Source organism: Lysobacter lycopersici, from assembly GCF_007556775.1.
In the GTDB taxonomy this organism is placed as follows: domain Bacteria; phylum Pseudomonadota; class Gammaproteobacteria; order Xanthomonadales; family Xanthomonadaceae; genus Pseudoluteimonas; species Pseudoluteimonas lycopersici.
In genome coordinates this window covers 1,690,673-1,713,097 of record NZ_CP041742.1, presented here as the reverse complement: position 1 = coordinate 1,713,097, position 22,425 = coordinate 1,690,673, and the positions used below count along the sequence as shown (strand labels likewise).

The window sequence follows — 22,425 nt, the reverse complement described above, 5'->3', positions numbered from 1 at the left end:
CGGCCTTCGGGTAAGCTTGTGCCGCGTCCATGCATGGGAATTTTCCGAGGTGTCGATGACGCTCCAGGGTCAGCGCGTATTGCTCTGCGTCTGCGGCGGCATCGCCGCGTACAAGGCCGCGGACCTAGTGCGTCGCCTGCGCGAGGCCGGCGCCGAGGTGCGGGTGGCGATGACCGAGAACGCGCAGCGTTTCGTCGGCGCGCAGACCTTCCAGGCCTTGAGCGGGCAGCCGGTGCGCAGTTCGCTGTGGGATGCGCAGGCCGAGGCGGCGATGGGCCACCTCGAACTCGCGCGATGGGCGCAGCGCATCGTCATCGCGCCGGCCACGGCGAACACGCTGGCCAAGCTCGCGCACGGTTTCGCCGACGACCTGGTGAGCACGCTCTGCCTCGCCAGCACCGCGCCGCTCGCGGTGTGCCCGGCGATGAACCACGTGATGTGGAAGCATCCCGCCACGCAACAGAACATGGCGACGCTGCGCGCGCGCGGCGTGCAGGTGATCGGGCCCGACGACGGCCCGCTGGCCGAAGGCGAATCCGGGCCGGGGCGCATGGCCGAACCACTGGCCATCGTCGCCGCGCTGGGTGAACGCCACGCATGAGTGCATCGCTCGCCGGACGGCGGGTGCTGGTCAGCGCCGGCCCGACCTTCGAAGACATCGATCCGGTGCGTTTCCTCGGGAACCGCAGTAGCGGACGCATGGGGTTCGCGCTCGCCGCCGCTGCCGCGTCGCTCGGCGCGGACACGACGCTGGTCGCGGGCCCGGTGCATCTGGAAACGCCATCGAACGTGCGCCGCATCGACGTGCGTTCGGCCGCCGACATGCATGAGGCGGTGTTGTCCGGATTGCCCGCCGACCTCTACATCGGCGCCGCCGCGGTCGCGGACTGGACGCCGCGCGAAGTCGCGCCGCAAAAACTGAAGAAACGGCCCGGCATGGACACGCTCGCGCTGGAACTGGTGCGCACCGCCGACATCCTCGCCGACGTCGCCGCGCATCCGTCGCGACCGCGCTGCGTGGTGGGATTCGCCGCCGAGACCGGCGACGACGCGGAACTCGCGCGTTACGCCCGCGACAAACTCGAACGCAAGCGCGTGGATTTCATCTGCGCCAACCGCGTCGGCATCGCCGGCAGCGGTTTCGAAGCTGAGGACAACGCGTTGCACGTCTTCTGGAACGAGGACGAACGCCGCTTCGGCCCGGCATCGAAGACGCTGCTGGCCGCAGAATTGCTCGATTTCATCGCCGAACGGATTTCCGGATGAACCCTGCTCCCGAAGGACATGTCCTCGACGTGCGCGTGCTGGATGCGCGCTTCGGCGGCGAATGGCCGTTGCCTGCCTACGCCACCGACGCCAGCGCCGGGCTCGACCTGCGCGCCGCGCTGGATGCGCTGCTGGATCTCGCGCCGGGCGATGCCGCGCTGGTTCCGTCCGGCCTAGCGATCCACCTCGCCGACCCGGGCCTGTGCGCGGTGGTGCTGCCGCGCTCCGGGCTGGGCCACAAGCACGGCATCGTGCTCGGCAACGGCACCGGCCTGATCGACGCCGATTACCAGGGCCCGCTGATGATCAGCGTGTGGAACCGTGGGCGCGAGGCCTACGCGATCCAGCCCGGCGACCGCATCGCGCAGCTGGTGGTGCTGCCGATCGTGCGCGCCACGCTGCGGGTAGTGGATACTTTCGAGGAAAGCGCGCGCGGCAGCGGCGGATTCGGCCACACCGGACTGCGCTAGGGGAACGGGATGGACATCAAGTTCAAGAAGCCGGGCATGGAGCAACTGCGGCAGCTGGCGTTGCCGCTGGCGGTGGTGCTCGGATTGCTCGCGTTGTGGCTGGCGTGGAGCGGCGTGGGCCAGTGGCGCGACCACCAGCGCGAAGAAAGGCTGGCGACCGCGCGCGACAGCGTCGCCCTGGCCATCGGCAGCGCGGTGAAGACGCAGAGCGCGCAACTCGGCAAGCTGGTCGCCACGCCTGCGGTGCAATCCGCGCTGTTGCCGGTTCCCGCGGCGGTTCCGGTGGTCGCGCCGGCTACGGACGCGACGGCGACGCAGCCCGCCACGCCACCCGCGATGGCGGTCGCGCCGGCAGCGGATTTCGCGGCGGCCGCGGCGGCATTGAAGGCGGCATGGCCGAAGGCCGGGCAGGTCGAAGTCTGGCCCGCCGACATGGACGCGCAGTTCGCGAGCCTGCCCAAGGGCGGCTACGGCTTGCTCGCGGTGGCGGAAGCCGCGATCGTCGCGAAGGCCCCGGTCGCGCGGCTGGCCAAGGCCGGCGGCCAGAAACTGGTGGTCGCCGCCCCGATGCCCGCCGGCAAGGTCGCGGTCGCGGTCGCAGTGGTGCAGTTGCCGCCGGATGCGATCGTCGATCCGCTGAAACAGGCCTCGGCACCCGGTGGCAGCTATCTCGCCCTGCGCCAGGGCACGGCGACGCTGGCGGAAAACGGCGACACCGCGCTGGCGAACGGCGCCGAGGCGATGGCGGCGAAGATTCCCAACACCGACCTGCGCGTCGTCGCAGGCCTGCCCGACGGCAGCGGTCGCGCGTTCGGACTGGGCGCGATTCCCTCGCTGGCCGGCGCGTTGTTGCTGGCGGCGCTGGCGTTCTTCGCCTGGCGCAAGCTCGGTCTCCTCGGCCATGCGGTGGACGTCGAGGCCGAAGCGGTTCCGGACACCACGCTGGAACAGGCGCTCGTGCAGGCGCCGCTGCCGGAGCGTCCGGTGGCGCCGAAGGTCGTGGTGGCACCCGAGGCCGAACGCAAACCGGTCGCGATCGACCGCGGCATCTTCCGCGCCTACGACATCCGTGGCGTGGTCGGGCAAACGCTCGACGCCGGCGTGGCCGAACTCATCGGCCAGGCCATCGGTTCGCTGATGCAGGAGCAGGACCTCTACTACATCGTGGTTGGCCGCGACGGACGCCTGTCCGGCCCGGACCTGTCGCATGGCCTGATCGAAGGCCTGCGCAAGGCCGGCCGCAGCGTGATCGACATCGGCGTGGTGCCGACGCCGGCGGTGTATTTCGCCACGCACCACCTGCACACCGGTTGCGGCGTCGCGGTGACCGGCAGCCACAACCCGCCGGACTACAACGGCTTCAAGATCGTGGTCGGCGGCGAAACCCTGTCCGGCGACGCCATCGCCGACCTGCACAAGCGCATCGCTGACGACCGCCTGTACACCGCGACTTCGCCGGGGACGCTCGCCGAACGCGACGTTAGCCAGGACTACGTCGACCGCATCGCCGGCGACGTGCAGGCCGACCGCCGCCTGAAGGTGGTCGTCGACGCCGGCAACGGCGCCGCCGGCGAACTCGGGCCGCGCGTGCTCGAGGCCATCGGGGTCGAGGTCGAACCGCTGTATTGCGAGATCGATGGCACCTTCCCCAACCACCATCCCGACCCGAGCGAGCCGCACAACCTCGAAGACCTGGTGCGCATGGTGCAGCGCCTCGGCGCCGACCTCGGCATCGCCTTCGACGGCGACGGCGATCGCCTCGGCGTGGTCACGCGCAGTGGCGAGAACATCTATCCCGACCGCCTGCTGATGCTGTTCGCCGCCGACGTGCTCGAACGCAACCCGGGCGCGATGATCCTGTACGACGTGAAGTGCAGCGGGCGCCTGCCCGGCTACATCCTGCGCCACGGCGGCAGCCCGCTGATGTGGAAGACCGGGCATTCGCTGATCAAGGCGAAGATGCGCGAAACCGGCGCCGAACTCGCCGGCGAGATGAGCGGCCACTTCTTCTTCGGCGAACGCTGGTACGGCTTCGACGACGGCATCTACGCCGCGGCGCGCCTGATCGAGATCCTGTCCGCGCGCAACGAACCGCCGGAAGACGTGCTCGGCGCCCTGCCCAACGGCGTGTCCACGCCCGAGATCAAGGTCGATGCGCCGAACGGCGATCCGCACGCCTTCGTCGAGCGTTTCCGCACCGCGGCGCAGTTCGAGAACGCGCGCAGTTCCACCATCGACGGCCTGCGCGTGGACTGGACCGACGGTTGGGGCCTGGTGCGCGCCTCCAACACCACGCCGGTGCTGGTGATGCGCTTCGACGCCGACAGCGATGAAGCCTTGAAGCGCATCCAGGGCGAATTCCGTGCGCAATTGCTGGCGCTGGATCCGGGATTGAACCTGCCGTTCTAGCGCGCTCCTACAAGGGCGGCTTTGCCTACGGCGTCTCCGCCGGCGGCGACGCTTCCGGCATGGTGGCCGCATCCGCATGCTTCAACGCGCGGTAGCGTTGCACTGCGTCGGCGAGCTCGGTGTCCAGCGCGGCGCGGTCTGCGCGCTGTTCGGCGAGGATGCGCTGCTGTTTCATCAGTTCCGCATGCTGGCTGCGCATCGCGTCCTGGCGCGGCTTCGCCACGGGCTTGTCCGAAAGCTCGTCGTCGGCGGCATGGGAGAGCAGGCTGAGCAGGCTCTGGTGCAGGTTCTGCAGGCTGAGCACGGAGGCCTTGATCGAGGCGTCGAGCAGGTCGGAGCGATCGCCGTAGGCGCGGCGCAGGTCGGATTCGGTCGCGTAGGAATCGACCATCGCCAGGTCGCGCCGTTGCTGCTGCATGCGCTGGTCGGAGGCCTGTTGCGCCTGTTGCGCGGCGGCGGTGGCGGCGACGCGTTCCTCCGGGGTCAGTGCGCGGCCGACGGTATCCAGCGTGCGGCCGCTTTTCGCGCTGATCTCGGTGCGCGCGGCGGCGGCGGCGCTGGCAGGCAGGGCATCGCCGCAGACCTTGTGCCCGCCTTCGTCCCAGCAGTACAGCTTCTTGGTCTTGTCGACCGGTTTTGGCGCGGCGTGCGCGGACAGCATGATGCCCAGCAGCAGCGTCGCGCCTGCGACGGTTCGAGTGGCGATGCGCATGGTGAGCCCCCCCTGGCTGCAACTGGCGCGTGTCAGTCAGCGGCGCCGTAGCGCGCACGGTAGGCGCGCAGGCGGTCGCGTTCCGTGGCAAGTGTCGCGCTTTCGCCGGCGAACGCAAGCAGGTCGGCCAGGCGCGCCACCGCGACCACCGGAATGCCTTGCTCTTCCGCCACCGCGCGCGCGGCCGAACGCGGGTCGGCGTCGCTGGCGCGTTCCTCGCGGTCGAGCGCGATCACGATGCCCGCAGGAAGGCCGCCGCCATTGCGGATCAGCGCCAACGCCTCGCGTACCGCGGTGCCGGCGGTGATCACGTCATCGACGACCAGCACGCGTTTCCCGTCCAGAGGCGCACCGATCAGGCGCCCGCCCTCGCCGTGGTCCTTGGCTTCCTTGCGGTCGAACGCCAGCGGCAGGTCGCGGCCGCGGCGCGCGAATTCGCAGGCCAGCGCGGTCGCCAGCGGGATGCCCTTGTAGGCGGGGCCGAACAGCAGGTCGAAGTCCAGCTTCGCCGCATCCAGCGCATCCGCATAACAGGCTGCGAGCGCGGCCAGCCGTGCGCCGGAATCGAAGCGCCCGGCATTGAAGAAGTACGGGCTCTGGCGCCCGGACTTCAGCGTGAACTCGCCGAAGCGCAGCGCCTCGGCATCGAGGGCGAGTTGCAGGAAACGATGGCGGTACATGGAAAGCGGCGAATGGTGAGCGGTGAGCAGATGTTAACAAGCCCGCCCACGGCGGAGAGTGGGAAGCCGATGGCCCATGGGGTTTCGGGTAGGCTTGTCCCGCTCACTACTCACCGCTTACCGATCATGCGCATCCTCAGCTTCAACGCCAATGGCCTGCGTTCGGCCGCGAGCAAGGGTTTCTTCGACTGGTTCGCGCCACGCGAGGTCGACGTGCTTTGCGTGCAGGAAACCAAGGCGCAGGAACACCAGTTGACCGATGCCGTGTTCCGCCCCGACGGCTATCGCGCGTATTTCAAGGATGCGAGCACCAAGAAGGGCTATAGCGGCGTCGCGATCTACGCCAGGCGCGAACCCGACGAGGTACGCACGCAACTGGGCTGGGCACCGTTCGACGACGAAGGCCGCTACATCGAGGCGCGCTTCGGCAAGCTCAGCGTGGTCTCGTTCTACATTCCGTCCGGGACCTCGGGCGAGGAACGCCAGGCGTTCAAGTTCAAGGCGATGGATTGGTTGAAACCGATCTTCGACGAATGGCTGGCCAGCGGCCGCGATTACGTGTTGTGCGGCGACTGGAACATCGTGCGCAGCGAACGCGACATCAAGAACTGGAAATCGAACCAGAAGAATTCCGGCTGCCTGCCGCCCGAACGCGCCTGGCTCAACGGCCTGATCGCCGACGACTGCGGCGATGGCAGCCCGCAACCGAAGCAGGGCTGGAAGGATGCGTTCCGCGTGGCCAAGCCGGACGCTGTGGAATATTCCTGGTGGTCGGCGCGCGGCGGCGCGCGCGCCAACAACGTCGGCTGGCGCATCGATTACCAGATCGCGACGCCGAAGATCGCCGAACGCATCCGCGGCGCCGAGATCTTCCCGCAACCGCGCTTCTCCGACCATGCGCCGGTATTGATCGAGTACGCGGAATGAATGCCGTGTTTTCCCGTTGGCGGCAATCGCTGGGCGTATACGCGAACCCCAAGGTCCGGGCGATGCTGTTCCTTGGCTTCGCATCGGGTCTTCCGTTTTCCCTCGTGCTGACGACATTGTCGGCACGCCTGCGCCAAGCGGGAATCGATCGCACGACCATCGGCTATTTCAGCCTTGTGGGACTGGCGTATTCGCTGAAGTATTTCTGGGCGCCGGTTGTTGATCGCCTTCCATTGCCGGTATTGGGGCGGCTAGGTCGGCGCCGCAGCTGGATGCTGCTGGCGCAACTGGGCATCGTTGCCGGGCTGGTGCTCATGGCGATGGCCGATCCGGCGCTGGATGCCGTGCGCGTTGCCTGGCTGGCGGTGTTCACAGCCTTTTGTTCGGCCACGCAAGACATCGCGGTGGACGCGTATCGAATCGAAGCCGCGGAGACGCGCGACCAGGGCGCCATGGCCGCCGCTTACCAGATCGGTTACCAGGTGGCCTTGATCACCGCCGGCGCGGGCGCGCTGACTGCGGCTGCCGGTTACGGTTGGCAGGCCTCGTACCTGATCATGGCGACGTGCGGGCTGGTGGGCATCGCCACCACGCTGTTCATCGCGGAACCCTCGGAAAGCATGGATCGCGCGAGTACGTTGGGCGACGAACCGCTGGTTCAGCGGTTCCTGCAGCACTCCACGGACTGGCCAACGTGGCTGCGGGGGGGGGCGGCCTGGTTCATCGGTGCCGTGGTCTGTCCGTTCGCCGATTTCTTCCAGCGCAACGGATTGAAGGTGGGGGTGCCGATCCTGCTGCTCATCGTTTGTTATCGCCTCAACTACACCACGATGGGCGTTGCCGCGAACACGTTCTACCTGGACATGGGATTCACCCTGGACCAGATCGCGCTGGTTTCGAAGTTGTACGGCGTGATCATGACCATGCTCGGGGCAGTGCTTGCCGGGGTCTTGATTCGCCGGATGGGCGTCGCAAAAACCATGTTGCTGGGCTTGGTAGCGCTGAGCGTGGCGAATTTGCTGTATGCGCACATGGCAGCGATCAAACCGGGAATTGCCTGGCTGGCAACGGTCGTCAGCGCCGACAACGTCGCCAACGGCATCGCCGGGACTTCGTTCATCGCCTACATGTCGTCGTTGACGAGCGCCAGATACACCGCTACCCAATACGCACTGTTCGGCACGCTATGGAGCTTGCCGGCCAAGAGCATCGCAAGCCAATGGGGCAAGGTCGTGGATGCGTACGGATATCCGGCGTTCTTCGTGTATACCGCGTTGATCGCCTTGCCGGCCATATTGCTCGTCCTGTGGCAGATCAGGCGATTGCGGATGACGGCGGTAACAGGCGACGCTTGACCGGCCCGCTTGCGCCACGCCCCCGCTTCTGTGCTGGAATAGGCCCACAGGGGGCCAGGGAGGCCGGAATGACCGACATCTTGCTCAGGGACATCGATCCTGCGCTCATCGAGCGCCTGAACCGCGTGGCCGCCGCCAACGGCTGGAAACCGGACGAATCGCTGCATAGCGTGCTCGAACACGGCCTGCATGCGCTCGAACTCGCGGCGACGCTGCGCCTGAACGACCGCGAGGAAAACGCGCTGCAATCGGCGATCAACGCGATGGAAGGCGTCGCCGACGATCCGGGCTTTGCCCTGATCGGGCGCGTGCCCGCGGCGCAGGGCGCCTAAGCGGGCATGTGCTGATTGTCCATCCGGCCTAGGCTGGATGGACCGCACCGAGCACGCGCGCGCCGCGCGCGCCGGAAACCGAAGGCAGGTTGCCGGGACGCCCGAGCAGCGCCTGCCGCGCCAGCCAGGCGAAACCCATCGCTTCGACGAAATCCGGATCGACGCCGTGCGCGGAAGTCGATTCGACAACGACGCCCGGCAGTCGCCCGGCGATGCGCGCGAGCAGGCGCGGGTTGTGCACGCCGCCACCGCAAGCGAGCAGGCGTTTCGTATCCGGCTGCGCCGCACGCAATGCATCGGCGACGGTCGCAGCGCTGAGTTCGAGCAGGGTCGCCTGCACGTCGGAGGGCGCTTCGTAACCTTTCAACTTCGATTCCACCCAGACGAGGTGGAACTGTTCGCGGCCGGTGGATTTCGGCGGTGGCGACGCGAACCACGCATCGTCGAGCAGGCGCGCGAGCAATGCGTCGTCCACGCTGCCGCTGGCGGCGAAATCGCCATTCGCGTCGAACGCGTTTCCTGTATGGCGTTCGCACCAGGCATCCATCAGCGCGTTCGCGGGTCCGGTGTCGAAACCGCGCACCTCGCCCTGCGCCGGAAGCAGCGTCAGGTTGGCGATGCCGCCGAGGTTGAGCACCGCGCGATCCTCGTCGTTCGACGACAGCAGCGCCGCGTGCAACGCCGGCAACAGCGGCGCGCCGTGGCCGCCGGCGGCGACATCGCGGCGGCGGAAATCGGCGACCGTCGTGATGCCCGTGCGTTCGGCGATCACGTTGCCGTCGCCGATCTGCAGGGTGAACGGGAATCTTTCGTCGAACGCCGCACCGTGCGGGCGATGGCGCACGGTCTGGCCGTGCGAACCGAGCGCGCGGACTTGCGATGGCGCGACATCCGCTTCGCGCAACAGCGACAGCGCAGCGTCGGCGAAGGCTTCGGCCACGCGCACGTCGAGGGTGCCGAATTCGTCCAGCGATTTCGCATCGCCGCCTTGTCCGAGTTCCACCAATCGCGCGCGCAGCACCTCGTCCCAGGCGCAGGTGCGACCGCGTACGAGTTCGCAATGCGAATGCGGGTCGTCGTTGTCGAAGCGCACCAGTGCGGCGTCGATGCCGTCGGCGCTGGTGCCGGAGATCAGGCCGAGGTAGAGGGAAGACATGGAAGCGAGGTTCGTCGTTGGTGGTTGGTTGTTGGTGAGGATCATCCGCGATCCATCGATTTCGACCAACTACCCACCACGAACCACCAACTGGCGCTTCAGCCCTTCTTCGCCGGTTTCGCGGGCTTGTCGGTGCTGGCGACGCGGGTGTCGTCGTCCTGGAACACGACGTTCTCCACCTCGCGGATCTTGGCCAGCGCGTTGCGGGTCTGGCCCTTGAACGCGGCGAGTTCGGTGCCGGCCAGCGGCGCCGGCGGCGGCATGGTCATCTTCAGCGGGTTCTGGTGCACGCCGTTGATGCGGAATTCGTAATGCAGGTGCGGGCCGGTGGCGAGGCCGCTCATGCCGACGTAGCCGATCACCGCGCCCTGAGCCACGCGCTGGCCGACATGCTCGCTGCCGAAGCGCGACATGTGCCCATACAGCGTGGTGCGCCCGCCGCCGTGGTCGAGGATCACCGCGCGGCCGTAGCCGCCCTTCCAGCCGACGAAGGCCACGCGCGCGTCGCCGGCGGCCATGATCGGCGTGCCCATGCTCGCGGCGTAGTCGATGCCCATGTGCCCGCGCATGCGGCCGAGGATCGGATGCTTGCGCATGCCGAAGCCGGAGGTGATGCGCGCATACGGGATCGGCATGCGGATGAACGGGCGCTTGAGCGAACGGCCATCCGGGGTGAAGTACTCGGCGCGGCCGTCGCGCACGAAGCGGAAGGCGCTCTTGAGCTTGCCGTCGACGGTGAACGTGGCCGCCTGCACCGGCCCCGTGCTCGCCAGCTGGCCGTCGCGCCAGGTTTGGTCCACGACCACGCTGAAGCGGTCGTTCTGGTCCAGGTCCGAATCGAAGTCGATGTCGTACTTGAACATCTCGTCGGTGAGCTGGTTCAGCTGCGAACTGCCCAGGCCGAGCTTGCGCGCGGAGGCGAACAGCGACTTGCCGACGGTGCCGCTCAGCACCACGGTGCGGGTGGTGGTCTCGTGCGGGACCGCGCGTTCGCGCACCGCGTCGCTGCCGAATTCGTATTCGGCCGACTCACCGCGGGTGTCGTCGATGCGCATGCCGCGCACGCTGCCGTCGGCGGGCAGGTTGAACGCGATCTCGGTGCCCGGGCGCAACTTGCGCAGCATCGGCTGCAGGGTCGGCTGCTTCGCCACCCGCACCAGTTCGCGCTGCGGGATGTTCAATTCGTCGAACACCGCGCTCAGGGTCTGGCCGGCCTTGAGGGTGACGGTCTGCCAGCGGTCGCCATTCGAGGCACCGTTCGCCTGCAATTGCGGCAGCGGCAACAGGAACGAGGCGCGTTGCGCGGTCGCCGGCGATTCCAGCGCGTGGTCGAAGCCGGGCACCAGCGCGAACAGCAGCGCACCGCAGGTCGCGAACAGGCTGGCATGCGCCCAATGCCGGCGGGTCCAGCGACCCTTGAAGCCTTCGGGAATGCGTTCTGCCAGGGCGGGCGCGCGTTGCGCGGCGATGGCGAGAAGGTTGCGACGGCGGATGCGGCCGTGGCGGCCCTGGTCGAGTTCCTGCATTGGGTGGTTCCCCCGACGCGTGACGGGCATGTCAGCGCGGTACCATAGTCACGCGAACTCCCTGCGTCAAACCCTTGAGCGGAATGGGATTTTCGTCACGCCCCGCTCCCCCGCATTCAGTTTTTCGTGCCGCCCGCATTCGGGCCGCTTCCGCAAACCCGAACGCCACGCCAGACTGCCCCGATGCCCGACACCCATCAAGCCGCCCTCGACCCCGCTGTCATCAGCATGATCGCCCGCGGCTCCGACGAACTGCTCAAGCGCGAGGAACTAGAAGCGCGCCTGAAGCTCGGCCGCCCGCTGCGGATCAAGGCCGGTTTCGACCCGACCGCACCCGACCTGCACCTGGGCCATACCGTGCTGCTCAACAAGATGCGGCAGTTCCAGGACCTCGGCCACCAGGTGATCTTCCTGATCGGCGATTTCACCGGGATGATCGGCGACCCGACCGGCAAGAACGTCACCCGCAAGCCGCTCACGCGCGAAGACGTGCTGGCGAATGCGAAGACCTACGCCGCGCAGGTGTTCAAGGTGCTGGACCGCGACAAGACCGAGGTGCGCTTCAACAGCGAATGGTTCGGCGCGATGACCGCCGCCGACATGGTCAAGCTCGCCGCGCAGCACACCGTCGCGCGCATGCTCGAGCGCGACGACTTCGCCAAGCGCTATGCCGCGCAGCAGCCGATCGCCATCCACGAATTCCTGTATCCGCTGGTGCAGGGCTACGACTCGGTCGCGTTGAAGGCCGACGTCGAGCTTGGCGGCACCGACCAGAAGTTCAACCTGCTGATGGGTCGCGGCCTGCAGGAACACCACGGCCAGCCGGCGCAGATCGTGCTGACCATGCCGTTGCTGGAAGGCCTGGACGGCGTCAACAAGATGTCGAAGTCGCTGGGCAACTACATCGGCATCGACGAACCGGCGATCGACATCGTGACCAAGGCGATGAAGATCGGCGACGAACTGATGTGGCGCTGGATCGATTTGCTGAGTTTCGAGATCGGAATCGCCGAAGCGGCGAAGCTCAAGGCCGAGATCGCGTCGGGTCAACTCAACCCGCGCGACGTGAAGCTACGCCTCGCGCGTGAACTGGCTGCGCGTTTCCACAGCGATGCCGCCGCGGAACAGGCCATCGCCGGCTGGCACGCCGCGGTGCGCGGCGAGGGCGATGTTTCGAACCTGCCGTTGCAGGAGATCGCGGTTCCGCCGGAAGGCCTGCGCATCGCCGCGTTGCTCACCGCCGCCGGCATCACCCCGAGCAACGGCGAAGCCAATCGCAAGCTCAAGGAACGCGCGGTGCGCGTGGATGGCGAGGTATTCGAGGACGCGCAGCGCGTGTTCGCGCCCGGCTTCGAGGGCGTGGTCGCGGTCGGCAAGCGCAACTTCGCGCGGGTGAAACTGGTCGCGGGTTGATCCGGATTCGCTGCAAAGCCGGGATTCCCTTGTAGGAGCGACGGGAGTCGCGACGGATCCGCGAAGTTCGATCCATGAGCCGGGCAAGCCAAGCCCCACGGGAGCCAAGCGCCGTGGCTAAGGCAGTGGTTCCCCCGTGATCAATGCGCGCCCCCGGGCATCGTCTGGCAACCAACCGGGCGGTGGTGGCCATTGTCCGCGCTCCATGGCGATGGCCTGCAGCATGGCGACTTCGCCATCCGCATACATCCGCGCGAAGTAGTTTTCCGGGAAAGGTTTTTGTTGAGCTATCGACATTAGCCAGCGCAATTGCCGATAGCGCTCGCGCAATTGCGCGAGTTTTTCTGCGTCCGGTTGCAATTTGATCAACAGGACGTTGGCCAGCATCTGCTCGATCAGCGTATCGCCAGCCGCAACCCGCGACAGCAAGGCAATGCATCGCTTGCGTCTATTTTCGGTAAGCGGCCATGCGGTGTCTTTGCATCCGAACAAGCCGGAGAAGGAAGGCAAGGCGATGGCCATCTCGACAGCACCGGCCATGCCGTCGAGGAGATCCGCATTAGTCGGCGCACGACCCAGATCGCGTTGCATTTCGGACTTCCACTGCGGGCCCTGGCAACTGTCCAGCCGTGGCACATGGGCAAGTTGTCTGCGCAAATGCAGGAATACGACACCTATGCGCGGATCGTAGATCTTCGCCTGGAAAGCTTCCCGCAAAGCGGAATCGAAGCCGTGCTGATCCTTTTGCTGTCTGGCCACATCCATCGCGACCATCCAGGCAGCGGCATTGTCGGGGTCGACGGACAGCAAATGCCGGATATATGCGTCGCGTTCGCAATCGACGTTGCAGAAGTCCAAAGCGAGCCACGCAAGGTCCACGTCGCTCGACCAACGATCGCTTGCGGCCCGGTATTCGTCGCCCAATTCTCCGGACATCCATTCCGAAGGATCAGTTGCGACAAAGTCGAGCAGGAGGCGATCGATGGCTTCATCCGCTGAACGCGCGGGGCCTAATTGATCGCGATATCCGCGCAAATTTCGCTTGAAATCCCGGTCACAGGCCTTCAAGGCGGACATTTTCTCGGCCTCAGCCGCAGCTGATGCCGCCACCGTCGAAGTTGCGGCCACCCGCCGGTCCGATGAATGAGCGACAGTCGCGGTCGCAGTCCGGGATGCCGGCGTGGTTGCCACGCGCGATTCGCGCGACGAATCGTGTTCATTTCGCCACGCGACAACCGCCAGTAACGCCAGCACAAGCAAAATGGCCGCAATCCGCCGCGGCCATGAATAACGATTCGTCATGCGCCTTCGATCAGGCGACGTGCATCGCCGCCTGCGCCATCAGCCACACCACCACGGCGAAGCCGGCGAACCAGCACAGGCTGCGCAGGGCGTGGATGTTGGCGAGGTAGAACACTCCGTGCAGCACGCGCAGCACCACGAAAGCGATCGCGAGCATGCCGATGCGCGCCGGATCGACGCCCGCGGCCTGCGCCATCAGCACCGCCGCGGCGAACGCGGCGAAGGCTTCGAACGCGTTGTACTGCGCGTTGTTGGCGCGGCGCGCGCGGCCTTCGTCGAGGCGCGCCATGCCCGAACGCGGATCGTGGTTGTCGATGCGGCCGGCGCCGGCGCGCGCGGCGGTGTACCAGACATAGGGCAGGAGCGCGGCGACGAGGATGCACCAGTAGGCGGTGGACATGCGGGTTCCTCCGAAGAAATGGCGTCAGGTTTGGAAATGCGTAACCGAACTCAGGGCCAGAGCCACATGAAGACGCAGGCAGTGACGACGGCATAGATCAGCGCATCGAGCAGGTCCTTGAGCGTCGCCGCCCAGGGCTTGCCCATCCAGATCGCCTCGCTCACCGCGCCCGCGCCGTAGGCGAGCAAGGTCGCGAGCCCGGCGGTGTGCGCGGCGTGGTGGCCGGTCATCGAACCGACCGCCATGCAGGCGGAAACGAAAGCGACCGCAAGGTTCAGCAGGAACCATTGCAGCAGCATCGGGCCGATCGACATCGCGCCGGGTCTGCGCAGCGTGAGCTTGCCGACCGGGCCTTCGCGGAACCTGGCCTGGGCTTCCTCGGTGGAGCATTCCTTGCCATCGAGGTAATACGGCAGCACGTACAGGCCGGGCGCGGGCTGGCCGGCATTGATCGCGGCGCGCACGGCATCCTCGTTGGGCAGCTTGCGGTAGTCGCGGTTGTGCCACTTGAACAGCATGTGGATCAGGCTGCTGGCGACGAACACGGCGACGGCGGACAGCAGGATCGGCAACCAGAGCGAGGCGAGCATGGCCATTGCACTTCCCCTTGCGCGGATGGTGGCGGCAGCCTACTCCGAATTTCCGATGCATTTCCCCTCTCCCCTTTGTGGGGTGAGTGGGGATTTCGAGCGGCGCAAGCCGCGAGCCCGCGAACGCCTGTCGGCATGCAAGCCGACAGGCCGGGGTGTGGTGGCGCGTAGCGCCGGGAGAGGGGACATGTCGGATGCCCCCTCTCCTGCCCTGCGGGCATCCTCCCCCGCGAGGGGGGAGGAAAAAGCACTTACTTCGCTGGCGCGGCCGACTTCGCCGCCATCATCTTGTCGCGGGCGGCGCGGAACGGGTTGGTCTTGTACCAGTTCGGCCATGCGTCGTCGTTCGCGAGTTGCTCGCCGACGCCGTAGACCGAATCCAGCACCGCGAGGATGCCGTCCAGCTTCCACGTCGCCGCGTCGTACTGGTCGCCGGGCTTGTGGTAGCGGTGATCGTTGTAGTCCTTGTTCGCGGCCTCGCCCGCGGCGGTGCCGCCGTCGACCAGGTCCTCGCCGCTGTCGACGTACAGCGCCGGTACGCCGGCCTTGGCGAAGTTGAAGTGGTCGGAGCGGAAGTAGGAACCGGCTTCAGGCCGCGATTCGGCGTGCATGGTCATGCCCTGCTGCAACGCGATCGGCTTGAGGATGTCCTCGAGTTCAGAACTGCCCATGCCGACCACGGTGATGTCGCGGCTCTTGCCGATCGGCGACAGCGCGTCGAGGTTGACCACCGCGACGGTCTTGTCGAGCGGGATCGCCGGGTGCGCGACGTAGTACTCGGAACCCAACAGGCCCGATTCCTCCAGCGTCACCGCGACGAACAGCACCGAGCGCTTGGGCGGCGTCGGCGCGCCGGCGAACTTGCCGGCGATCTCGAGGATGCCGGACACGCCGGTGCCGTTGTCGACCGCGCCGTTGTAGATCACGTCGGTCTTGCCGTCGGGCGTCTGTTCGCTGTCGTGCTTGCCGAGGTGGTCCCAGTGCGCCATGTACACGACGGCTTCGTCCGGATGCTCGCTGCCGGGCAGGATGCCGACCACGTTGCGCGACTGTTTGTCGACCGTGGTGCTCTTGAGGTCGAGCGACAACGTGGCGTTCATCGGCACGGCCTTGAAGCCGCGCTTGTTCGCGGCGGCGCGCAGCTTGTCGAGGTCGAGGCCGGCGTCGGCGAACAGGGACTTGGCCTGCTCGCCGGTGATCCAGCCCTGCGCCGGCACGCGCGGGTTCGGGTCGTCCTTCGCCGGCAGGTCGTATTGCGCGCCCGACCAGGAATTGCGCACCACGTCCCAGCCGTAGGACGCGCCTTCGGTGTCGTGGATGATGATCGCGGCAGCGGCGCCCTGGCGCGCGGCTTCCTCGAACTTGTAGGTCCAGCGCCCGTAGTAGGTCATGCGCTTGCCTTCGAACAGGCTTGCGTCGTGGACGTGGAAGCCGGGATCGTTGACCAGCATCACCACGGTCTTGCCCTTCACGTCGAGGCCGGCGTAGTCGTTCCAGTGCTGTTCCGGGGCATCCACGCCATAGCCGACGAACACCAGCGGGCTGTCCTTGATGTCGATTTCCTTCTGGCCGGTGGTGGTGCCGATCACCATGTCGTCGCCGAACTTCAGCGTGCGCGGCTTGCCGTCGACGGTGAGCGTGAGCGTGGTGTTCGGATCGGCGGTGGTCTCGACCATCGGCACGGTCTGGAACCAGTCGCCGTTGTTGCCGGGCTTGAGGCCCATGCGCTGCATCTGCGACTTGATGTACTCGACCGACTTGTCTTCGCCGGGCGTGCCGGGACCGCGGCCTTCGAACGCATCCGACGACAAGGTCTTGTCGAGTTCGGCGAAGTCCGCGGCGTTGATGTCGGGCGAGAACGCATATGCGGGAGCGGCGTTCGCCGTCGGTTGTGGCGCGGGCGCTGTCGCGGCGGGCGCCGGCGCCTCGCGCTGGCAGGCCGCCAGCGCGAATGCCGCGACGGCGGCGCACAGGGGAAGGATGCGTGGCATGCGGGGCTCCTCTTGCGTGGAATCCCGAGTCTAGCCTGTGGGAGCGGCTTTAGCCGCGACTAAAGCTCGCGAAAGAGTGTCGCGGCTAAAGCCGCTCCCACAAAAGGGGAGGATCAGTCCTGCGGCGCGGTCGGCGTGTCGAAGCGCACCGCGGTCGCGCCGGTGATCGGACCGGTCTTCGCGGTCGCATGCACGTACAGCTTGACCTCGCGTTCGAACACCAGCGGACCGTCGACCACCGCGTTCGGGCCGATGATGATGCGTGGCGGCTTGGGCTTGCCCATGTGGATGTTGAGCCAGCTGCTGGTCGGCTTCTCGACCTTGATCCCGCCCTTGACGTGCGAACCGATGCCGACGGTGATGTCGCCGTTCACCGTCTCGATGCCGCCGCCGAGTTCGGTGGACACCAGGCCGATGGCGCCGTTCACGGTGCTCACGCCCTTGGAAATGCGGCTGCCGCGGTCGAAGAAGATGCTGCCGTTGACGGTTTCCACGCTGCCGTCGACGACCATGCCGCCGCCGGCGCGGATGCTGCCGTTGACGGTTTCCAGCGCGCCGGTATGGGCGCCGTCGGCGAGCTGGATGCCGCCGTTGACGGTGCTGGCGTCGCCGGTGGTGGCGTTGGCGCCGATGCGGATGCTGCCGTTCACGGTATCGAGGTCGCCGGCCTGCTGGGTGGCGTCGATGCTGATGCTGCCGTTGACCTTGTCGACGTCCTGCCCGTCGGCGAAGGCGGGCGTGGCGGCGGCGAGGAGCAGGCACAGGGCAAGGCGGGTGCGGATCATGGCGGACTCACGTGGGGACTCGGGGAAGAGGATGCGGCGAAGGCGCGAACGGTTTAAGCCGGAATCGCGATTGCGCCGACAGCCGGCAGTGTGCGCCGCGCGGCTACAATCTTCAGCCGTCATCGGTCACCGGGACTTTCGTCGTGGTCGCAGCCCGCCCCAAACCCGTCGTGTTGCTGATCCTGGACGGCTGGGGCCATCGCGAGGATCCCGCCGACAACGCGCTGGCCCAGGCCGAACTGCCGCACTGGCGCAAGCTCTGGTCCGAATGCCCGCACACGCTCGTCCACACCGAAGGTCGCCATGTCGGCCTGCCGGACGGTCAGATGGGCAATTCCGAAGTCGGGCACATGAACCTCGGCGCCGGGCGCATCGTCTACCAGGACCTCACGCGGATCGACGCCGCGATCGAGGACGGCAGCTTCTTCGCCAACGAGGAATTGCGCGCGGCCTGCGCCGCGGCGCGCGAGTCCGGGCGCACCCTGCACGTGATGGGCCTGCTTTCGCCCGGCGGCGTGCACAGCCACGAAGCGCACATTTTCGCCATGCTGGAACTCGCGCGCCGGGAACGCGTGCCGCAGGTCGCGGTGCATGCCTTCCTCGACGGCCGCGACATGCCTCCGAAATCCGCGGAAGCCAGCCTGCGTGCGCTGCAGGCGGCTTGCGTTGCGAACGGCAATGCCGCCATCGCCACGGTCTGCGGTCGCTACTACGCGATGGATCGCGACCATCGCTGGGATCGCGTGCGCCGCGCATGGGACGCCATCGTCGATGCGCGCAGCGAATTGCACGTGCCCGATGCGCTGCTCGCGCTGGAGGAAGCCTATGCGCGCGGCGAGACCGATGAATTCGTGCTGCCGACGGTGGTCGGCGACGGCGCGCGGGTCGAGGACGGCGATGCGATCGTGTTCATGAATTTCCGCGCCGACCGTGCGCGCCAGCTCAGCGCCGCGTTCGTCGATCCGGCATTCAACGGCTTCGAGGCGCGTCGCCCGCGGCTGTCGCGCTTCGTCTGTCTCACCGAATACGACGCGAAATTGCCGGCGCCGGTGGCGTTCGCGCCGGACGACCTGCACGACACACTGGGCGAACTCGTGTCCGCGCGAGGCATGACGCAATTGCGCATCGCCGAAACCGAGAAGTACGCGCACGTCACCTTCTTCTTCGGCGGTGGGCGCGAGGCGCCGTATCCGGGCGAGGAACGCATCCTGGTGCCGAGCCCCAAGGTCGCGACCTACGACCTGCAGCCGGAAATGAGCGTCGCCGAAGTCACGGAAAAACTCGTCGAAGCGATCCGCGCGCAACGCTTCGACCTCGTCGTGTGCAACCTCGCCAATCCCGACATGGTCGGGCATACCGGCGACCTCGGCGCCGCGATCCGTGCCGCCGAAGCGGTGGACGCGGCCATCGGCGCGATCACCGATGCGGTGCGCGCGGTGTACGGCGCGCTGGTCATCACCGCCGACCACGGCAACCTCGAGATGATGCGCGATCCCGCCACCGGGCAACCGCATACCGCGCACACGGTCGGCCCGGTGCCACTGGTGTACGTTGGCGAACGCGAAGGCGTGCAGTTGCGCAGCGGCGGCGCCTTGCGTGATGTCGCGCCCACGCTGCTCGACCTGATGCAATTGCCGGCGCCGTCCGCGATGACCGGGCGCAGCCTGTTCGCGAACGCCGGATGAAATCGATCCGTGCGCTCGCGTTCGCGATGACGTTGGTATTGCTCGCCGGCAGCGGCGTGCAGGCGCAGGGCACGGGCGACACCCAGCGCAAGCTGGAGAAGGTGAAGCGCGAGTTGAAGGACGTATCCGCGCAGCGCCGCCGTACCGAGGGCCAGCGCGGCGACGCCAGCCGCGCATTGCGCGAAGCCGACGAGCAGGTCGGGCGCTCGAGCCGCGCCCTGCAGGAGACCGAGGCGAAGATCGCGCGGGGCCGCGACGACCTCGCCACCTTGCAGGCCCGGCGCACGGCGTTGCAGGCATCGCTCGGCGAGCGCAAGGTGGAACTCGCTTCCCTGCTGCGCGCCGCATACACGATCGGCGATGCCGCGCCGTTGAAGCTGATGCTGTCGCAGGATCGCGTCGCCGACGCCAACCGCCTGCTCGCCTACCATCGCTACCTGCAACAGGAACGCGCGCAGAAGATCTCCGTGTTGTCCGCCGAGCTCGCAGAAGTGCAGCAGGTCGAAGCGCGGATCGTGGCCACGCGCCGCGACCTCGACGCTGCGCGCAGCCGCCAGGCGGCGCAACTCGCGCAGGTCACCCGCGACCGCAGCGATCGTTCGGCGCTGGTCGCGCAACTCGACAGGAAAGTGCAGGACCAGCGCGGGCGGGAACAGGCGCTGGGGCGCGATGCGAAGGCGCTGCAGCGCGTACTGGATCAATTGCGCGCCGCCGCCGCGCGCGCCGAACGCGAACGCCGCGAGGCCGCGGCACGCGCCGCGCGCGAAGCGGAAGCCGCGAAGCGCGAAGGCAAGCCGGTTCCGCCACCACCCAAGCCTTATGCCAACGCCGCGCCGATCCAGGTCGGCGGCCTCGGCTGGCCGCTGTCGGGCAGCCTCATCGCGCGCTTCGGTGGCACCTTGCCGGACGGTCGCCGCAGTTCCGGCCTGCTCATCGCCGCGGCGGCCGGCACGCCGGTGCGCGCGGTCGCCGACGGCCGCGTGGTGTTCGCCGAATGGATGTCGGGCTACGGCCTGATCTGCATCGTCGACCACGGCAACGGCAGCATGAGCCTGTACGCCTACAACGACGCGCTGCTGCGCGACGTCGGCGACGACGTGCACCGCGGCGACCCGGTCGCCAGCGTCGGCAATTCCGGCGGCCAGGGCCGGCCGGCGCTGTATTTCGAGTTGCGCCGCAACGGCAGCCCGGTCGATCCGGCGGCGTGGCTGCGCGCGCATTAGGCGAACGTTTGTGGGAGCGGCTTTAGCCGCGACAGAAACTTGCGCGTCCATGTCGGGGCTGAAGTCCCTCCCACATGAGTTGTTCATGTGCTTCCCGCGCATAATCGCCGGAACCCCCGCCCATGCGGACGGTCTGACACCGGAACCGCGTCGTTTCCCCCGGAGCTTGCATGCGCCGAATTCCCCTTTTCGCCCTCCTGCTCGCGTTGGGCCTGTCGAATGCGCAGGCGCAGCAACAGGTTCCGCCGAACGATGCGGACGGCGAACACGCGGTTGCCTCCAGCGACGATCCCGACGCCGCCGAAAGCGAGACCACGAAAGTGCCGTTGGCTGAGATCCGCCGCTACGTCGGCGTGTACGACGCGATCAAGCAGGCCTACGTCGATCCGGTCGACGACCACAAGCTGATGCAGTCGGCGATCAAGGGTTTGCTGCTCGACCTCGATCCGCACAGCGCCTATCTCGAGAAATCCGACGCGCAGGCCTTCGATGAGGAAACCAGCGGCGCCTACGACGGCATCGGCGTCGAAGTGCTGACCTTGCCCGACGGTTCGGTGAAGATCGTGTCCGCGATCGACGATACGCCGGCGGCGCAGGCGGGCTTGCGTTCGGGCGACACGATCATCGCCGTCGACGGCAAGGACCTCACGCCCGCCGATGCGGCCGGGCCCGGCCCCTTGCGCGGCAAGCCCGGCACGTCGGTGAAGCTGAAGGTGGTGCGCGAAGGCATGGCGAAACCGTTCGAGGTGACGCTCAAGCGCGACACCATCCGCGTCGCCAGCGTGCGCAGCCGCATGCTCGAACCCGGCTACGGCTACATCCGCATCAGCGAATTCCAGACCGACACCGCCGCCGATTTCGAAAAGAACCTCGACAAGCTGCAGGCGCAGTCCGGCGGCAAGCTGCGCGGGCTCGTGCTCGATTTGCGCAGCAATCCCGGTGGCTTGCTCACGTCCGCGGTGCAGATCGCCGATGACCTGCTCGACAGCGGCGTGATCGTCAGCACGCGCGGGCGCATGCCCGGCAACGACGCGACCTTCCGCGCGACGCCCGGCGACCGCATGCACGGCGCGCCCGTCGTTGCGCTGGTCGACGCCGGTTCGGCGAGCGCGACCGAAGTGCTGTCCGGTGCGTTGCGCGACCTGCATCGCGCGAAGATCGTCGGCAGCCGCACCTTCGGCAAGGGGCTGGTGCAGACGCTGTTGCCGCTGGACAACGGCGATTCGGTCAAGCTCACCACCGCGCGTTATTACACGCCCAGCGGCAAGTCGATCCAGGGCGTGGGCATCGTGCCGGACGTGACGCTGGTGCCGGACAAGGCGACGGCTGAGAAAGAAGCGGAAGACGGCGACATGCCGTACACGGAAGCGTCGTTGCCCGGGCATTTGCAGGGCGAGGACGAGGACGATGCCGGCACCAATGCGGGCGACGTGCTCCCCGGCGATGCACCGATCACCGCGGCGTTGCAGGAACTGAAGAAGCCGGTGGCGCAGGCGGCGGTGTCGCCGAAGGGTTGAGTCACCTCATGTAGGGCGGGTCTTGACCCGCCATTAGCCACCGTCATTCGTTCAGCGGCGTGATGTGTGTAGGCAGGTCTTCAAGCGGGAACGGGTAACGGTCCAGTAGAACCCGCTTCTCCACGCCATCGACCTTGGTTGTATAGACGACGCGCTTGGATTCATCCAAGCCAATCTTGGTCAAATCAAGCATCTGGCCGTTGATGCGTACGCTCTGTGCATGTGTACGGAAATCCACGATCCTATCAGGCTGGCCGTCGACATCTCGATCTTCAACATGCCGAACGAGTTCGCCTGCATTCGACAGGCCGTCATAACTCAGGTCTTTAACGGCGCCGGAGGAGTCCACGCGAACCGAAATAAACGACGAGGAGCGAGCATCCTCCGGCACCCCGATGAGGGCGCCTTGCCCCGGCGCGCCGATTGCGTTGAAGACCATTTTGCCGTCAAGAGTGCATGTCAGGACTTCTTTGTGCGATACAGCGGGCACCTGGCATTCCCAAGGGCCAAGTGTTGCCGTTTCCCATTTCCCGTTGGCCATCTCCATCATTTCTTGAAACCCATCCTTCGGAGCTTTCGCATCCGCAGTTTGAGCGGAAGATTTGCTGCAAGCGGCGGTGAAGATGCAGACGCTGAAAACGCAGATGATGCGCACTGACGGAGACATGATTCTTCCTCCTGAGAGA

General features: G+C 67.2%; 19 protein-coding genes and 1 pseudogene. 10 read left to right on the top strand and 10 right to left on the bottom strand.

From position 1 onward, the window contains the following. Positions 1-55: 55 nt before the first annotated feature. The 3 genes and pseudogenes from coaBC (at position 56) to FNZ56_RS08530 (ending at position 4,145) form a co-directional block, all read left to right on the top strand. A pseudogene (gene coaBC, locus FNZ56_RS08540) lies at positions 56-1,266 on the top strand (bifunctional phosphopantothenoylcysteine decarboxylase/phosphopantothenate--cysteine ligase CoaBC). After that, positions 1,263-1,736, top strand: a complete 474-nt coding sequence (gene dut / locus FNZ56_RS08535; RefSeq protein ID WP_143879430.1) for a dUTP diphosphatase — start codon at positions 1,263-1,265, stop codon at positions 1,734-1,736. The pseudogene coaBC and the gene dut overlap by 4 nt, the downstream one beginning before the upstream one ends. 9 nt (positions 1,737-1,745) lie before the next feature. Continuing rightward, the gene (locus FNZ56_RS08530; RefSeq protein WP_143879429.1) at positions 1,746-4,145 is read left to right on the top strand and encodes a phosphomannomutase/phosphoglucomutase; all 2,400 of its coding nucleotides are present in this window, start codon (positions 1,746-1,748) and stop codon (positions 4,143-4,145) included. A 25-nt stretch (positions 4,146-4,170) separates the two neighbouring features. On the opposite strand, the gene FNZ56_RS08525 is transcribed toward FNZ56_RS08530, so the two are convergent. Together FNZ56_RS08525 and pyrE are read right to left on the bottom strand one after the other, a co-directional pair. Beyond that, the gene (locus FNZ56_RS08525) at positions 4,171-4,857 is read right to left on the bottom strand and encodes a hypothetical protein (RefSeq protein ID WP_143879428.1); all 687 of its coding nucleotides are present in this window, start codon (positions 4,855-4,857) and stop codon (positions 4,171-4,173) included. A gap of 32 nt (positions 4,858-4,889) precedes the next feature. Then, positions 4,890-5,537: an orotate phosphoribosyltransferase gene (pyrE, locus tag FNZ56_RS08520; RefSeq protein WP_143879427.1), complete on the bottom strand. Its 648-nt coding sequence runs from the start codon at positions 5,535-5,537 to the stop codon at positions 4,890-4,892. 126 nt (positions 5,538-5,663) lie between these two features. Here pyrE and FNZ56_RS08515 point away from each other — a divergent pair, with 126 nt between their 5' ends. The 3 genes from FNZ56_RS08515 (at position 5,664) to FNZ56_RS08505 (ending at position 8,151) form a co-directional block, all read left to right on the top strand. Beyond that, positions 5,664-6,464 (top strand): exodeoxyribonuclease III, encoded by an 801-nt coding sequence (locus FNZ56_RS08515; protein ID WP_143879426.1) that lies wholly within the window; start codon positions 5,664-5,666, stop codon positions 6,462-6,464. Continuing rightward, positions 6,461-7,819, top strand: a complete 1,359-nt coding sequence (locus FNZ56_RS08510) for an AmpG family muropeptide MFS transporter (RefSeq protein WP_143879425.1) — start codon at positions 6,461-6,463, stop codon at positions 7,817-7,819. Before FNZ56_RS08515 ends, FNZ56_RS08510 begins: the two co-directional genes overlap by 4 nt. A gap of 68 nt (positions 7,820-7,887) precedes the next feature. Then, positions 7,888-8,151 carry a hypothetical protein gene (locus FNZ56_RS08505; protein ID WP_143879424.1) on the top strand — a complete coding sequence of 88 codons (264 nt, stop codon included), beginning with the start codon at positions 7,888-7,890 and terminating at the stop codon, positions 8,149-8,151. Positions 8,152-8,179: 28 nt separating this feature from the next. Here the strand turns inward: FNZ56_RS08505 and FNZ56_RS08500 are convergent, their stop codons facing one another. Both FNZ56_RS08500 and FNZ56_RS08495 read right to left on the bottom strand, forming a co-directional pair. Next, positions 8,180-9,307 carry an anhydro-N-acetylmuramic acid kinase gene (locus FNZ56_RS08500; RefSeq protein ID WP_143879423.1) on the bottom strand — a complete coding sequence of 376 codons (1,128 nt, stop codon included), beginning with the start codon at positions 9,305-9,307 and terminating at the stop codon, positions 8,180-8,182. A gap of 98 nt (positions 9,308-9,405) precedes the next feature. Continuing rightward, positions 9,406-10,833, bottom strand: coding sequence for a M23 family metallopeptidase (locus FNZ56_RS08495; RefSeq protein WP_185970700.1), 1,428 nt, complete (start codon positions 10,831-10,833; stop codon positions 9,406-9,408). 183 nt (positions 10,834-11,016) lie between these two features. On the opposite strand from FNZ56_RS08495, the gene tyrS reads away from it, so the two are divergent. Next, positions 11,017-12,246, top strand: a complete 1,230-nt coding sequence (gene tyrS, locus FNZ56_RS08490; RefSeq protein ID WP_143879421.1) for a tyrosine--tRNA ligase — start codon at positions 11,017-11,019, stop codon at positions 12,244-12,246. A 117-nt stretch (positions 12,247-12,363) separates the two neighbouring features. Here tyrS and FNZ56_RS08485 read toward each other — a convergent pair whose 3' ends face one another. From FNZ56_RS08485 to FNZ56_RS08465, 5 genes are all read right to left on the bottom strand, one after another. Further along, the gene (locus FNZ56_RS08485; protein ID WP_143879420.1) at positions 12,364-13,548 is read right to left on the bottom strand and encodes a hypothetical protein; all 1,185 of its coding nucleotides are present in this window, start codon (positions 13,546-13,548) and stop codon (positions 12,364-12,366) included. A gap of 10 nt (positions 13,549-13,558) precedes the next feature. Further along, on the bottom strand, positions 13,559-13,948 hold the full coding sequence (locus FNZ56_RS08480) for an MAPEG family protein (RefSeq protein ID WP_143879419.1): 390 nt from the start codon (positions 13,946-13,948) through the stop codon (positions 13,559-13,561). A gap of 50 nt (positions 13,949-13,998) precedes the next feature. Continuing rightward, complete coding sequence (locus tag FNZ56_RS08475) at positions 13,999-14,544, bottom strand: hypothetical protein (RefSeq protein WP_143879418.1); 546 nt, start codon at positions 14,542-14,544, stop codon at positions 13,999-14,001. A gap of 245 nt (positions 14,545-14,789) precedes the next feature. Continuing rightward, the gene (locus FNZ56_RS08470; RefSeq protein ID WP_143879417.1) at positions 14,790-16,529 is read right to left on the bottom strand and encodes a M28 family metallopeptidase; all 1,740 of its coding nucleotides are present in this window, start codon (positions 16,527-16,529) and stop codon (positions 14,790-14,792) included. Positions 16,530-16,642: 113 nt separating this feature from the next. Then, positions 16,643-17,311 (bottom strand): DUF4097 family beta strand repeat-containing protein, encoded by a 669-nt coding sequence (locus tag FNZ56_RS08465; protein ID WP_407070514.1) that lies wholly within the window; start codon positions 17,309-17,311, stop codon positions 16,643-16,645. Between the two features lie 173 nt (positions 17,312-17,484). Here FNZ56_RS08465 and gpmI point away from each other — a divergent pair, with 173 nt between their 5' ends. From gpmI to FNZ56_RS08450, 3 genes are all read left to right on the top strand, one after another. Next, positions 17,485-18,999 carry a 2,3-bisphosphoglycerate-independent phosphoglycerate mutase gene (gene gpmI / locus FNZ56_RS08460; RefSeq protein ID WP_246064547.1) on the top strand — a complete coding sequence of 505 codons (1,515 nt, stop codon included), beginning with the start codon at positions 17,485-17,487 and terminating at the stop codon, positions 18,997-18,999. Beyond that, positions 18,996-20,222, top strand: a complete 1,227-nt coding sequence (locus tag FNZ56_RS08455) for a murein hydrolase activator EnvC family protein (protein ID WP_143879414.1) — start codon at positions 18,996-18,998, stop codon at positions 20,220-20,222. Before gpmI ends, FNZ56_RS08455 begins: the two co-directional genes overlap by 4 nt. A gap of 170 nt (positions 20,223-20,392) precedes the next feature. Continuing rightward, on the top strand, positions 20,393-21,739 hold the full coding sequence (locus tag FNZ56_RS08450) for a S41 family peptidase (protein WP_143879413.1): 1,347 nt from the start codon (positions 20,393-20,395) through the stop codon (positions 21,737-21,739). Between the two features lie 43 nt (positions 21,740-21,782). Here the strand turns inward: FNZ56_RS08450 and FNZ56_RS08445 are convergent, their stop codons facing one another. Then, a complete protein-coding gene (locus FNZ56_RS08445) occupies positions 21,783-22,406 on the bottom strand; it encodes a hypothetical protein (RefSeq protein WP_221933292.1) in 624 nt (207 codons plus the stop codon). Between the last annotated feature and the right edge of the window lie 19 nt (positions 22,407-22,425).

Excerpts from the sequence above, each read along its gene's own strand:
- FNZ56_RS08480 (WP_143879419.1), bottom strand. The coding sequence starts at position 13,948 with ATGTCCACCGCCTACTGGTGCATCCTCGTCGCCGCGCTCCTGCCCTAT.
- FNZ56_RS08445 (WP_221933292.1), bottom strand. The coding sequence starts at position 22,406 with ATGTCTCCGTCAGTGCGCATCATCTGCGTTTTCAGCGTCTGCATCTTC.
- FNZ56_RS08530 (WP_143879429.1), top strand. The coding sequence starts at position 1,746 with ATGGACATCAAGTTCAAGAAGCCGGGCATGGAGCAACTGCGGCAGCTG.
- FNZ56_RS08500 (WP_143879423.1), bottom strand. The coding sequence starts at position 9,307 with ATGTCTTCCCTCTACCTCGGCCTGATCTCCGGCACCAGCGCCGACGGC.
- FNZ56_RS08485 (WP_143879420.1), bottom strand. The coding sequence starts at position 13,548 with ATGACGAATCGTTATTCATGGCCGCGGCGGATTGCGGCCATTTTGCTT.
- FNZ56_RS08505 (WP_143879424.1), top strand. The coding sequence starts at position 7,888 with ATGACCGACATCTTGCTCAGGGACATCGATCCTGCGCTCATCGAGCGC.
- FNZ56_RS08470 (WP_143879417.1), bottom strand. The coding sequence starts at position 16,529 with ATGCCACGCATCCTTCCCCTGTGCGCCGCCGTCGCGGCATTCGCGCTG.
- FNZ56_RS08455 (WP_143879414.1), top strand. The coding sequence starts at position 18,996 with ATGAAATCGATCCGTGCGCTCGCGTTCGCGATGACGTTGGTATTGCTC.
- pyrE (WP_143879427.1), bottom strand. The coding sequence starts at position 5,537 with ATGTACCGCCATCGTTTCCTGCAACTCGCCCTCGATGCCGAGGCGCTG.
- FNZ56_RS08495 (WP_185970700.1), bottom strand. The coding sequence starts at position 10,833 with ATGCAGGAACTCGACCAGGGCCGCCACGGCCGCATCCGCCGTCGCAAC.
- dut (WP_143879430.1), top strand. The coding sequence starts at position 1,263 with ATGAACCCTGCTCCCGAAGGACATGTCCTCGACGTGCGCGTGCTGGAT.
- FNZ56_RS08510 (WP_143879425.1), top strand. The coding sequence starts at position 6,461 with ATGAATGCCGTGTTTTCCCGTTGGCGGCAATCGCTGGGCGTATACGCG.
- tyrS (WP_143879421.1), top strand. The coding sequence starts at position 11,017 with ATGCCCGACACCCATCAAGCCGCCCTCGACCCCGCTGTCATCAGCATG.
- FNZ56_RS08525 (WP_143879428.1), bottom strand. The coding sequence starts at position 4,857 with ATGCGCATCGCCACTCGAACCGTCGCAGGCGCGACGCTGCTGCTGGGC.
- FNZ56_RS08515 (WP_143879426.1), top strand. The coding sequence starts at position 5,664 with ATGCGCATCCTCAGCTTCAACGCCAATGGCCTGCGTTCGGCCGCGAGC.
- FNZ56_RS08450 (WP_143879413.1), top strand. The coding sequence starts at position 20,393 with ATGCGCCGAATTCCCCTTTTCGCCCTCCTGCTCGCGTTGGGCCTGTCG.
- FNZ56_RS08475 (WP_143879418.1), bottom strand. The coding sequence starts at position 14,544 with ATGGCCATGCTCGCCTCGCTCTGGTTGCCGATCCTGCTGTCCGCCGTC.